Source organism: Sphingopyxis sp. SE2 (genome assembly GCF_032227185.1).
GTDB lineage: Bacteria > Pseudomonadota > Alphaproteobacteria > Sphingomonadales > Sphingomonadaceae > Sphingopyxis.
Genome location: NZ_JAPMXW010000001.1, coordinates 2,180,863 through 2,193,333, shown reverse-complemented (window position 1 = coordinate 2,193,333; position 12,471 = coordinate 2,180,863). Strand labels below are relative to the sequence as shown.

The following is a 12,471-nucleotide window of genomic DNA, read 5'->3' as shown; positions in this document are numbered from 1 at the left end:
AAATGCGAAATTCTGCTTTTCTCGCCGTGCCGGCGTCGTCGGCCTCGACCAAGGGAGGCGATCATGGCTGACCGCGTCTCGGTAACTTTCACCCTCGGCGGCACCCTGTCGCCCGAATCCTATCTCGAGCTCGTCGCGGTCATCGCCGCCGAGGGCCTTTCGATCGAATGGGACGGGGAGGCCTTCGAGCCGTCACACCGGACGGTGGGCGAACCGCTCGAGCTTTTCGCGAACGAGGTCGCGTGGGGCAAGGTCGAGGCGCTCGAAACCTTTTGCCACGACCATGGTCTTCCGTACCGCTTCTGGGCCGGCGGCTTCTTGGCCGAATGGAGTGCCGAGCGGATCGTATTCCGTGGCGAAGGCGCACCCGACAGCTTCATCGTCGATGAAGCCGACCGGGTCCTGATTGACCGGCATGAAGTCGGGCGGCGTGGAAGCGTTGATGCAGCTCTCGCCTACTTCGACGAGGCCGAGTTCATCGTGCCGCCGCTTGTCGTCGAGGGTGATCCGGAGATTGGCGTCGCAGCCACTGCGCAGGAGGTGGCGCATGGCTGATTATCAATCACCAACGATCGTGCGCCCGGACATTCCCCGCAGCGCGATGACCTTGCTCGAGCATCGGCTGCTGATCGGAATGTTCAGCCACGAAGGCGCCGAGGACGCGGTCTATTTCTTCGCGGAGGAGTATGTGAACGACCTGCTCCATCTCGACCTTCCCGAGGTGCATCGACTGCTTGGGGATGATCCTTTCCCGGACAGCTACGCCGTGACGGTGGTTCGCGATCACTTGCGCAAACTCGATCCTGCCGAAGGCGAGCTTGCCCTCGATATGTCGGTGATTGGCTATGAAGGCATTTTCCAGGACATCGTGAAACGCTGCGAGGGCCTCGACGATATCGAAGTCGTAGCGGCTTGGACCTGCACCAAGATGCGGCCCGATGGCTTTGGCGGGATGGCGACGCTGATCACCGCCGATGCGATCGAGACCATGTCGACCGCTTCCTTCCTCGACGACGCGCGGCACCGGCTGAAGGCGGGAGGGCAGGCCGCCGCCTGACCCACCGGACACACCACTCTGGCCCGGCCACAGCGCCGGGCCTTTTTCGTTTCAGGAGATTGTCATGGCCGAGATTATCGAGACGACCGTCTACAGCCTCGCGGAATTGTCGGAGGCAGCGAAGGAGAGGGCACGGGACTGGTATCGGCAGGGCGCTTTCGATGACGACTGGTACTGGGCGGTCTATGCCGACTTCGAGCAGATCTGCGAGATCCTCGGTATCGCCCTCGCGAGCGTGCCGGTGCGCCTTCATGGCGGGGGCACAAGGCGAACACCCTGCATCTGGTTCTCGGGCTTCGCGAGCCAGGGCGACGGAGCCTGCTTCGAGGGCGACTATAGCTATGCGCGCGGAAGCGCATCTGCCGTCCGCGCATATGCGCCGAAAGACGAGGAACTGCATCGGATCGCAGATGCGCTATTGACCATTCAGTGGAGCAATTTCTTCCAGCTCGGTGCGCGGATCACGCACCGCGGCCGATATTATCATGAGTATAGCATGGAGATCGGCGTCGAACGGGACAGTCCCGTTTATCAGGCGATGACATCGACCGCCGAGGACGATGTCGCCGAAGCGCTCCGCGACCTTGCCCGCTGGCTCTACGGGAAGCTCGAGGACGAATATGACTATCTGACATCCGACGAGACCGTTGACGAGGCGATCGCCGCCAATGGCTACAGCTTCACCGAGGATGGAGAAAGGTTCGGTTAGAGGAGAGGCTGGCCGGAAGGGGGTGAGCCACCGGGTCCGAGAGAGAGCGGCCGCTGCCTCGCTCCTTTCCTGCTCTCCCGAGGATCTTCCGACATGCAGAATTTGCCCTCTCGCGCGGCGTCCGCCGTCGCGTGCCCTGTCTCGCAAGCGTCATCGGCAGCAGCCGCGTCACGGTTGCTCTCGGCCGGTGGGGCCATCCTGCCGCTCCTCGAAGCGGGGCGGCCCTTCGATACGGCCGCGCTGCGCGCGGCGATGACCGGGGCCTTCGGTGCGAGCGATGCCGAGGGTGGGTGGGACTGGAAGGCGGCCTATGATGCCTGTGAGGTCGCGCAAATCCTTCTGCTGCGCCGCTATGGCGCCACGCCCGCGGTCCGCAAGCTGACGCCGATCGCGCAGCTGGCCATGTGGCAGCGGCTTGCGGGCCGCATCCCGACGCACACGCGGCGCTCGCTCGAAAGCCAGGCGATGCAGCAGTTCTCGACGCCGCTTCCTCTCGCATTCGTCGCCGCCCGTGCCGCCTCGATACAGCCCGGCGACCTGGTTCTCGAACCATCCGCAGGGACAGGGATGCTCGCCATCCACGCCGAGCTTGCCGGAGCGCGCCTTGCGCTCAACGAGCTGGCAGGGCCGCGCGCGGATCTTCTGAGCCTTCTATTCGCCGGCAGCCCCGCGACCCGGCATGATGGTGCATCGATCGACGATCGCCTCGATCCTGCCGTGCGCCCCAATGTGGTTCTGATGAATCCGCCCTTTTCGGCGGTGGCCAACGTTGAACGAACCATGCGCGACGCAGCCCTCCGGCACATCGGCTCGGCGTTGGCGCGCCTCGCGGACGGGGGCCGGCTGGTCGCGATCGTCGGCGCCAATTGCGCGCCCGACGCTCCAGCCTGGCGCGATGCCTTCGTGCGCCTCCAGGCCCAGGGCACGATCCTCTTCTCGGCGGCGATTGCTGGGCAGGTCTATGCCAAGCACGGCACGACGACGAGCACGCGACTCCTCGTGATCGACAAGATGGCTGCAACCGATCCTGCGCATATCGCGCCTTCGGTTGGCGAGGCGCCCGACCTCGCGACCCTGCTTCAGTGGGTCCGGGCCCAATTGCCGTCCCGCGCGGTGCTCCCGCCACTCCAGCCAACCGCGCCGATGCGGCCCGCGGAGCGCGCCACCCCGACGACGCGCGCCGGTGGGCCGAACGACAGGCGGGCACGGCGGCCTTCATCCGCGGGTCCGATCCAGGCGCCCGAGCTTGTCTATGAGACGTGCGACTGGCAGGCGCCCGAGGGGCAGCTCGCCGAGGCGATCTATGAGCCCTATTCGCTCCAATCGCTCGCGATCGCCGGCGCGAGGCCGCACCCGACCGCGCTCGTGCAGTCGGCCGCGATGGCCTCGGTCGCACCGCCGAAGCCGTGTTATCGGCCCCATTTTCCCGAGCAGCTGATTGCCGACGGCATATTGTCGGACGCGCAGCTCGAATCTATCATCTATGCTGGCGAGGCCCATATGGGCCATCTCTCGGGTGCGTGGACGGTCGACGAGACGGCAGACGTCGTGACCGCCGCGAGCGAGGACAATGATCAGGCTGTCCGCTTTCGCCGCGGATGGTTCCTCGGCGATGGCACCGGCGCGGGCAAGGGCCGCCAGGTTGCGGGCATCATCCTCGACAACTGGTTGAAAGGCCGGCGCCGTGCCGTCTGGCTGTCAGTTTCGGATCGGCTGCTCGAAGACGCACAGCGTGACTGGTCTGCGCTCGGGCAGGAGCGCCTGCTCGTCACGCCGCTGTCGCGTTTCCGCCAGGGCAGTCCGATCAAGCTCGCCGAAGGCGTGCTCTTCACCACTTATGCGACGCTGCGCAGTCAGGCGCGCGAAAGCAAGGCGAGCCGGGTCGACCAGATCGTCGAATGGCTGGGCGCCGACTTCGACGGCGTGATCATCTTCGACGAAGCGCATGCGATGGCCAATGCCGCGGGCGGCAAGGGGGTTCGCGGCGAACAGAAGCCGTCGCAGCAGGGACGTGCCGGGCTTCGGCTTCAGCACGCGCTCCCAGATGCCCGCATCGTCTATGTGTCCGCGACCGGCGCGACGACCGTCCAGAACCTGGCTTATGCACAGCGCCTCGGCCTCTGGGGCGGCACCGACTTTCCCTTCGCGTCGCGCAGCGAATTTGTCGCGGCGATCGAGGATGGCGGAGTCGCGGCCATGGAGGTGCTGGCGCGCGATTTGAAGGCGCTCGGCCTCTACGCGGCGCGCTCGCTCTCGTTCGACGGCGTCGAATATGAACTGCTTGAGCATGCGCTGACCGTCGAGCAACGGCGCATCTACGACAGCTATGCCGGCGCCTTCCAGGTCATCCACAACAATCTCGCTGCCGCGATGGAGGCAGCGGGCGTGAAGAGCAGCCTGCACGGGACCCTCAATGCCCAGGCGAAATCGGCGGCGCGTTCGGCGTTCGAGAGCACCAAGCAGCGCTTCTTCAATCATCTCATCACCGCGATGCAGACGCCGAGCACGATCGCGAGCATTGCGCGCGACATCGATGCGGGCCATGCGGCGGTGGTCCAGATCGTCTCGACCGGCGAAGCGCTGCAGGAGCGCCGGCTTGCCGATATCCCCACCGAGGAATGGGACGATGTGTCGGTCGACATCACGCCGCGCGAATATGTCCTCGACTATCTCTCGCACAGTTTTCCGGTCCAGCTCTACGAGCCCTGCACCGACAGCGAGGGCAATCTCTCGTCGCGCCCGGTCTTCGACGGCGAAGGCAATCCGATCGTGAACCGCGAGGCAGCCCGCCACCGCGATGCGATGATCGAGAAGCTTGCTTCACTCCCGCCGGTGCCGGGCGCGCTCGACCAGATCGTCCAGCATTTCGGGGCCGATGCGGTCGCCGAGGTTACCGGGCGCTCGCGCCGGATCGTTCCGGTCAATGGGGACGACGGGTCGGTGCGCTTCGCGGTGCAGAACCGGCCCGGCAGTGCCAATCTCGGCGAGACCCACGCCTTCATGGACGACGAGAAGCGCATCCTCGTCTTCTCGGAAGCGGGCGGGACGGGGCGCTCCTACCACGCCGATCTCGGGGTGAAGAACCAGCGCCGCCGCATTCACTATCTGCTCGAGCCAGGCTGGAAGGCGGATACCGCGATCCAGGGTTTCGGGCGCACCAATCGCACGAACCAGAAGCAGCCGCCGCTATTCCGTCCCGTTTCGACCGATGTGAAGGCGCAGAAGCGCTTTATCTCGACAATCGCACGGCGCCTCGACACCTTGGGCGCGATCACGCGCGGCCAGCGGCAGACCGGCGGGCAGAATATGTTCCGCCCGCAGGATAATCTGGAATCGCATTATGCGCGCGACGCGCTGCGCCAGCTCTATCAGCTGCTTGCCGACGGCAAGGTCGAGGGCTGCTCGCTGCTTGCTTTCGAAGCGGCGACGGGGCTGTCCCTCCTCGACGATGGCGGGCTTCGGGACGAGCTGCCTCCGATCACCACTTTCCTCAATCGGATGCTCGCGCTGACCATCGATCTCCAGACCATCCTCTTCGAAATCTTCGAAGGGCTGCTCGCGAGCCGGATTGAAGGCGCGATCGCGTCGGGCACCTACGAGACGGGCCTCGAGACCCTGCGCGCCGAGAGCTTCACGGTGACCGCGCGCGAGACGATCTATTCGCATCCCGGCACCGGCGCGCTGACGCAGTTGCTTACGATCGAGCGCAAGGACCGCGTCGCGCCGCTCTCGCTCGAGGACGCGATGGGCATCGTCTCGGGCTGGGGCGGCGAGCTTGTCGTCAACGCGCGCTCGGGTCGCGCCGCCGTCAAGGTTCGGGCCCGCAGCCTCGTCGACGACGAAGGCGTCGTCCATCGGCGCGTCGGTCTGCAGCGGCCGCTCGAGAAGACGAACATGCTCGCCGAGGACTATGACCAGTCGCACTGGCGGCCGGTCGACGCCGAAGCCTTTGGCAAGGTCTGGAGCTCCGAGCTCGCCGATCTTCCCGAATATGAGATGTCGACGCTGCATATCGTCGCCGGACTGCTGCTCCCGATCTGGAAACGGCTGCCGAAGGAATCGGCCCGGATATACCGCCTCCAGACAAGTGCCGGCGAGCGGATCATCGGGCGCAAGGTCACTCCGGCCTGGGCCGCGAGCGTGACCGGCGAAGCGCCTGCGCGCCTTGCCGTGCCCGATGCATGGCGGATGCTGGAGGCCGGGGACATCACGCTGGGCCTCGCGGAAGGCCAGTCGCTGCGGCGCGTCCGGGCGATGAACGATTGGCGGATCGAACTGTCGGGGTTCAACGATCTTGGCGTCGAGAGGCTGAAAGCAATGGGCTTGATCTCCGAGATCGTCTCGTGGAAACTGAAGCTCTACCTGCCGGCAGGGGCTGCTGGCGCCGATGTGTTTGCTGCGCTCCTCGATCGGTTTCCGATTGAGAGGGTGCAGGATCGCAAGGCCGCCTGAAGGAGCCCCAGCATGTCCAGTCCCGCCGCTGATGTTGCGCGCCGTCTTGGTGAAAATGCCGAGGCGGTGTGTCGCCGCTATCTTTCGAACGGACGCCGCGAGGGCCATTATTGGCTGGTGGGCGATGTCCATAATGCGCCCGGTCGCAGCCTCTACGTCCGCCTTTCCGATCATAGCGACGGGCGCGGTGCGGCGGGGAAATGGACCGACGCTGCAAGCGGGGATCATGGTGACCTGCTCGACGTCATCGCCGCAGCGTGCGGTCATACGGCCTTCCGCGAGACGCTCGAGGAAGCGCGGCAATTCCTGAGTTTGCCGCCGCCGCCCGAAATGCCCCGAAACCCGGCGCCGCCGAAGGCGCCGAGCGGAACGCCCGAGGCGGCGCGCCGGCTGTGGGCCGCATCGAAGCCGGTCTTGGGCAGTCTCGGTGCAGACTATCTGGCAGGGCGGTCTATCGTCACCGTCTCGGCGAGCGATCCGCTGCGCTATCATCGTCACTGCTTCTACCGGCCGTCGGAAGATGACGTACCCGGCGGACGGCCGGCGTGGCCCGCGATGATCGCGGCCGTCACCGACCTGGGCGGGGCGATCACCGGGGTCCATCGCACCTGGCTCGATCCCGAAACAAAGGACAAGGCGCCCGTCGCCTATCCCCGAAGAGCCATGGGCAACTTGCTCGGCCATGGCGTCCGCTTCGGGCCCGCCGCTCGCGTGATGGCCGCCGGCGAGGGCATCGAGACGATCCTCTCGCTGCGCGAGGCCGTTCCCGCCTTGTCGATGATCGCCGGCCTTTCGGGTGCCCATCTCGCGGCGCTTGTATTTCCGGCGGGACTGAAACGGCTCTATGTCGCGCGCGACGACGATCCGGCCGGAGGGGCTGCGCTCTCCACTCTTTCCGAACGGGCCGAACAGGCCGGTATCGAACTGCTGCCGCTCGAGCCCGAATATGGTGATTTCAACGACGACCTGGTTATCCGCGGTCGCAGCGTACTCGCCGGGGCCCTTCGCACGCAGTTCGCCGCGGCCGATCGCCTGAAATATCTCTGACGACCGGGCGTTGCCGGGAGGCGGGAAGGGACGGCATGCGATGCTGGCGCCGTGCATACGTCCGTGTGGCGCGCCCCGGCCTTCGCGAGAGGGCGACTGCGGCAGGCGAGGCGGGGGCGCAATGGCGGCCAGGCGGCTATTTTCCGCCGGGGCCTGCGGCCCCTTTGCATCGCGAGGCAAAATAGCCTTCGTCCGCCATCCTCCGCTGCGCTCCGGTCGCGGCGCGCCGCGATGCGCCTCCGCCTCGCCTACCGCGAGCCGTCGCCACGAAGGCCGCGCGGGGCGCGGCTGCGACAGACGGAGACAGACGATGCATGATGCTAATGGACCTGCCCATGACCGTCCGGACGAGCCCGGGACGACCGCTTATCTTCTCCAGGAGATGCAACTTTTCGGCCATCGTCCGTTCGAGGATGAGCCCGATCCGCGCCCGCTTCCCGATGCCCGGCTCGCCGGCGGCGCGGTCGCCGATATGTTCGACGGTCTCGCAGGCTGTCTTGCCGAGACCCGCATCGAGCCCGATCTCGAGGACCTGCTGTGGAATGTCGTCAATATCTTCCACCGCGCCGGCGAACGCGTCGAACGGCAGCTCGACGATAATGAGCAGCTCCAGCGCCGGCTTCAGCGCGAACAGGACGGCAGCGAGATCCGCTCGGTCGAACTTGAGCGGGCGACGCGTGAGGGCATCTCGCTGATCGAGCGGCGCGACGCGATGGAGTTTTTCCGCGAGGCCGCCGCCGATCAGTTTCGCCTGTTGCTGCGCAAAGCCTGGTCACCGCGTACCGGATCGCGCGTGCAGCATCGCACGATGACAGCATCGCTGATCGACAGCCGCGACTTCCTCGATACGCGGCTTCGCGAAAAGGCAGCCGCGTTGCTTCCCGAGGGAACGCGGATCGCCTTTACCGGCGGCGGCGGCTGCGGCGATCACGTCGCGATTTGGGATGCGCTCGATAGGGCCCGGGCGCGACACAAAGATATGATCCTTCTTCACGGCGCCACCCCGACCGGCGCTGAACGCGCGGCCGCTTGCTGGGCCGACAGTCGCGGTGTCGCGCAGGTCGCCTTCCGGCCCGACTGGAATCGTCACGGGAAGGCGGCGCCGTTCAAGCGCAACGACCGGATGCTCGAGGCCCTTCCCGTCGGCGTCATCATCTTTCCCGGCACCGGTATCCAGGACAATCTTGCCGATAAGGCCTCGAAGATGGGCATTCCGCTGTGGGATTTTCGCCGCTGACGCGGATCATCTTCTGACGGTGGAGCCAACATGGACGTCTCGCAGGATAATTTGACAACATGTTGCCAAAATGGCAACCGTGATCGATGACGGAAAACCAACGATCGGCCGGCACCGACATGGTCCGCTTTCGAGCGCTGACGCAGGCAAGCTTTCGCCTTGCCAACCTTCTGACTCTCGAGCGCGACAGGTTGGCGTCCGAATTCGGCCTGACCAGCGCACGTTGGCAGTTGCTCGAAACGCTCTGCGACCAAGGCGCCAACAGTTCGGCGGCACAGCTCGCGCGTGAGCTCCAGATTTCGCGTCAGGGGGTTCAACGAATGTTGAATGAACTGGCTGCGCGCAAGCTGGTACGGCAGACGCCAGATCCACAAGACAGTCGGGCGCTTCTCGTCGAGATAACGGCCGAGGGCGAGGCGGTTCTTCGCGATATTGGCGCACGGACGCCAGAGCTGCGCGATCGGGTGGCTCGCCAATATGGACCGGACATCTCTGCGTTCGTTGAGCAGGCATCTGGGCTGGGCGCGGCGGAGGCAGCTCTTGCGGCACCCGATGCTGCGGCCAGTCCGGCAAATGAGGAGCGTGAGGTTGCGCTCTGGCCTACGGGAATGTCGCCAGCCGGCGGGCACCGCATGTTCGAGGCAATCGCGGGAAAGATTCTCGAACAGATCCGCAGCGGACAGCTGGAGACCGGTGATAGGCTACCGCCCGAGCGCGAACTTGCGGCGCATATCGGCGTCGGGCGATCGGCTGTGCGGGAGGCCTTGCGGAGCCTCGAAGTGGCGGGTGTTCTCAGCGTAAGGCGCGGAACGGGCGGTGGGGCCTTCGTGCGCGAGAGCGGCTCCGACGGGATCGAGGCATCGATCCGCTCGATGCTCATCCTCGGCCGGTTGCCGCTTGAGGCCCTCCTCGACGTGCGAGCCAGCCTCCTTGCCCAGTGCGCGCGGATCGGCGCCCAGCGCGGCACGGCCGATGATTTTGTACGCCTCGATCTCGCCATTGACGAGCTTGAAACGCGGGTCAATTCATCGGCCGACCATCTCAAGGCTATCGGCCCGGCCACCGAATTCTACCGCCTCGCGGCTCGGTCGACGCACAATCCCTTGATGGTTCTCCTCGTCGATGCGATCGCCAATCTCGTAGCCGAAATGCTGACCTCGCTCCGCCACCGGCCCCGCAAGGACTCGGTGACCGCACGCCGGGAGATGATTGCTGCGATGCGCGAAGGCCGGGCAGACGATGCCGCTCGGGTCATCCGACTGCATTCGCAGGACACGAATCAACTGCTGCTGCGCTACAAAAAGACCATGCATTACTAGCGCTTCGGACCGCGATTCGCCTCACGATGGCTCGCAACCCGTTTAATGACCTCGACCGAAAGACGCGCGCTCCGCCTCTAAGGTATTGAACGGGCTCGCCTATCTCGTTGGATGCTCAAAAGTCGTAAACCACTTGACTAATATCGACATCATGATACCTCAAGGTCATACCAAAAAAACATCTTTGGGTAGGGGATAGTGATGAGGGACAGCCTATTGCGAGGGGCGGCGATCGCCGCCCTGTGTCACACGTCTGCGGTTTTTGCGCAGGAGAGCCAGTCGCCGCCTTCCGACGAGATCGTGGTAACGGCGAACAAGCGTGAACAGAATCTCAATGACGTGGGTGCGACGATCACCGCTTTGAGCGGCGATCAACTTGCCGAGCGGCGCATCACCTCGCTCGAGGACATCGCCTCGACGGTACCCGGCCTTAGCTTTGCTGCGAGTACGGCCAACACGCCGATCTACACTCTCCGCGGTATCGGCTTCAACGAAAGCTCGCTTGGCGTCTATCCTGCGGTGAGCGTCTATATCGACCAGGCGCCGTTACCCTTTCCGGCGCTGGCCAGCCATTCGGCCTATGACCTTGATCGTATTGAGGTGCTGAAGGGACCGCAGGGAACGCTGTTTGGGCAGAATTCGACTGGCGGCGCGATCAACTATATCGCTGCGCGGCCGACCGACAGGTTCGAGGCCGGGGGCGATATCAGCTTCGGTCGCTTCAACGCGATCGACGGAACCGCCTTCGTCAGCGGTCCGATCGCGGAAGGCTTGCGAGCGCGGCTTTCGGTGACCGGCGCCAATTCCGACGGCTGGCAGTACAGCATCACGCGGCCCGGTGACCGGAACGGCGCCACGAGCTACGTCGCCGGACGGCTTCTTTTGGATGCCGATATTTCCGATACCTTCAAACTGTCGCTCAACCTCAACGGTTGGCGCGACAAGTCCGAGCCGCAAGCGCAGCAACTGATCGCGATCCGCACTGTGGGACCTGCGGGCGCCGCGGCCAATTTTCTCGCCGCCAGTTCGGTGTTCGTGCCGGATCGCGCGCGCGCGGCGGACTGGAGCACCTTGGTAACGGACCCCGCGACGGGCACGGTCAATCCCGATGGCTCGCTCGTACCTGGAACAGCGCGGCCGACCGTCTTCGATCCGCGGTCGAACAAGCGGTTCCTCCAGGCGGCCCTTCGCGCCGATCTTGAACTTGGCGCAGATGTCACGCTGACGGCTCTGACCTCCTATATCGATTATGATCAGGACCAGCGCACCGACGGCGATGGGAACACATTGGTCACCTTCGATCTCCAGAAGGGCAATGGCACGATCACATCCTTCAATCAGGAACTGCGACTTGCCAACGGGGCGACCGGGACATTCCGCTGGCTGGTCGGTGCAAACTATGAGGACAGCCGCACCTTTGAAAATCAGCTCCTGCGCTATTTTCACAACAGCAATTACAATCCGGCGCTCTTCTATATCAACGCCTCGGAGGTCACCAACCGGCAGGATATCCGCAACTACGCCTTTTTCGGCAGCGTTGAATATGACCTCTCGGCGCAATTCACGCTTAAAGCTGCGGCGCGCTACACCAATTCGCGCATCGACGACGTGAATTGCGGATCGACAATTCCGGGCGGCAATGTGGACAAGATCTTCGGCACAACGTCGCCGAGCGCCTGCTATACCTTCACCCAGGCCTTTACCAACGGCCCGCCCATCGTTCAGCGTCTTTCGGAAGATAATATATCGTGGCGTGCCGGCATCGATTATCGGGCCAGCGACGATGTCCTTGTCTATGCAAATGTCTCGCGCGGGTACAAGGCCGGCAGCTTTCCAAGTCTCGCGGCGGCTTCCTATATTTCACTTCAGCCCGTGGTTCAGGAAGAAGTAACCGCCTATGAAGCCGGCCTGAAGGCCACGCTTGCCGATCGGGCCGTACAATTCAATGCCGCCGGCTTCTACTATGATTATCGCGACAAGCAGATTCGCGGAAAACTGATCGAAACACCCGATATTTTCGGGACCCTCGACACGCTCGCGAATGTGCCAAAGTCGCGCATCTACGGATTTGAGACCGACGTCACCCTACGCCCGGTGCCAGGACTGACGATCGGCGGCGGCGTTACCTACCTCAACTCGCGGGTGCAGCAAGGGCCGCCGGCGCCCTACAACTATAATGTGTTGGGCCTGCCGGACAGCTTCGTCGGGGACGATCTGCCATTTACGCCAAAATGGTCGGGCGTGCTCAACCTCGATTATCGCCTGAACGGCGATGGCTCGGGAGGCCCCTTTGCCGGCTTGACCCTTAATGCCCGGTCCGCCTCGGACTCGGCGCTGGGCGGCAGTCGGCTGGTCTTTCCCGCGGGTCCGACGACCGTTGTGCGGCCCGGCGTTACCTATGTGTTTCGCAACGATGGCTACGCAACCGTCGATGCGCGGCTCGGATATGAGGGGTCCGACGGTGCTTGGCGCGTCATGGTCTGGGGCAAGAATATCCTGAACGAATATTATTGGACTGCGGTGATTCCCTCGGGGGACTCGGCTGGCCGGTTTGCCGGTAAGCCGGCGACTTACGGCGTCACATTATCCTTCAAGACCCGCTGAAGGCGGTACGGCAGGGATGCGGGGATCACCCAAGCTCTCCAGGATG

Annotated in this window: 8 protein-coding genes; all 8 read left to right on the top strand. The window is 64.5% G+C overall.

What is annotated here, in order from left to right; all coding sequences use genetic code 11:
* The first annotated feature begins 63 nt into the window (after positions 1–63).
* On the top strand, positions 64–555 hold the full coding sequence (locus tag OVY29_RS10470; protein WP_313911291.1) for a hypothetical protein: 492 nt from the start codon (positions 64–66) through the stop codon (positions 553–555).
* Entirely contained in the window at positions 548–1,057 is a 510-nt protein-coding gene (locus tag OVY29_RS10465; RefSeq protein WP_313911290.1) for a hypothetical protein, read from the top strand. Before OVY29_RS10470 ends, OVY29_RS10465 begins: the two co-directional genes overlap by 8 nt.
* A gap of 64 nt (positions 1,058–1,121) precedes the next feature.
* The gene (locus tag OVY29_RS10460; RefSeq protein WP_313911289.1) at positions 1,122–1,766 is read left to right on the top strand and encodes an antitoxin of toxin-antitoxin stability system; all 645 of its coding nucleotides are present in this window, start codon (positions 1,122–1,124) and stop codon (positions 1,764–1,766) included.
* A 93-nt stretch (positions 1,767–1,859) separates the two neighbouring features.
* Positions 1,860–6,218: a strawberry notch-like NTP hydrolase domain-containing protein gene (locus OVY29_RS10455; RefSeq protein WP_313911288.1), complete on the top strand. Its 4,359-nt coding sequence runs from the start codon at positions 1,860–1,862 to the stop codon at positions 6,216–6,218.
* 12 nt (positions 6,219–6,230) lie between these two features.
* Entirely contained in the window at positions 6,231–7,265 is a 1,035-nt protein-coding gene (locus OVY29_RS10450) for a toprim domain-containing protein (RefSeq protein WP_313911287.1), read from the top strand.
* A gap of 310 nt (positions 7,266–7,575) precedes the next feature.
* The gene (locus OVY29_RS10445; RefSeq protein WP_313911286.1) at positions 7,576–8,502 is read left to right on the top strand and encodes a DUF2493 domain-containing protein; all 927 of its coding nucleotides are present in this window, start codon (positions 7,576–7,578) and stop codon (positions 8,500–8,502) included.
* A gap of 86 nt (positions 8,503–8,588) precedes the next feature.
* Positions 8,589–9,821, top strand: a complete 1,233-nt coding sequence (locus OVY29_RS10440; protein ID WP_313911285.1) for a GntR family transcriptional regulator — start codon at positions 8,589–8,591, stop codon at positions 9,819–9,821.
* Positions 9,822–10,022: 201 nt separating this feature from the next.
* A complete protein-coding gene (locus tag OVY29_RS10435) occupies positions 10,023–12,425 on the top strand; it encodes a TonB-dependent receptor (protein WP_313911284.1) in 2,403 nt (800 codons plus the stop codon).
* Positions 12,426–12,471: the final 46 nt, after the last annotated feature.

Bases quoted from the DNA above. Each gene is read 5' to 3' on its own strand.
- OVY29_RS10445 (WP_313911286.1), top strand. From the start codon at position 7,576: ATGCATGATGCTAATGGACCTGCCCATGACCGTCCGGACGAGCCCGGG.
- OVY29_RS10440 (WP_313911285.1), top strand. From the start codon at position 8,589: ATGACGGAAAACCAACGATCGGCCGGCACCGACATGGTCCGCTTTCGA.
- OVY29_RS10470 (WP_313911291.1), top strand. From the start codon at position 64: ATGGCTGACCGCGTCTCGGTAACTTTCACCCTCGGCGGCACCCTGTCG.
- OVY29_RS10455 (WP_313911288.1), top strand. From the start codon at position 1,860: ATGCAGAATTTGCCCTCTCGCGCGGCGTCCGCCGTCGCGTGCCCTGTC.
- OVY29_RS10450 (WP_313911287.1), top strand. From the start codon at position 6,231: ATGTCCAGTCCCGCCGCTGATGTTGCGCGCCGTCTTGGTGAAAATGCC.
- OVY29_RS10460 (WP_313911289.1), top strand. From the start codon at position 1,122: ATGGCCGAGATTATCGAGACGACCGTCTACAGCCTCGCGGAATTGTCG.
- OVY29_RS10435 (WP_313911284.1), top strand. From the start codon at position 10,023: ATGAGGGACAGCCTATTGCGAGGGGCGGCGATCGCCGCCCTGTGTCAC.
- OVY29_RS10465 (WP_313911290.1), top strand. From the start codon at position 548: ATGGCTGATTATCAATCACCAACGATCGTGCGCCCGGACATTCCCCGC.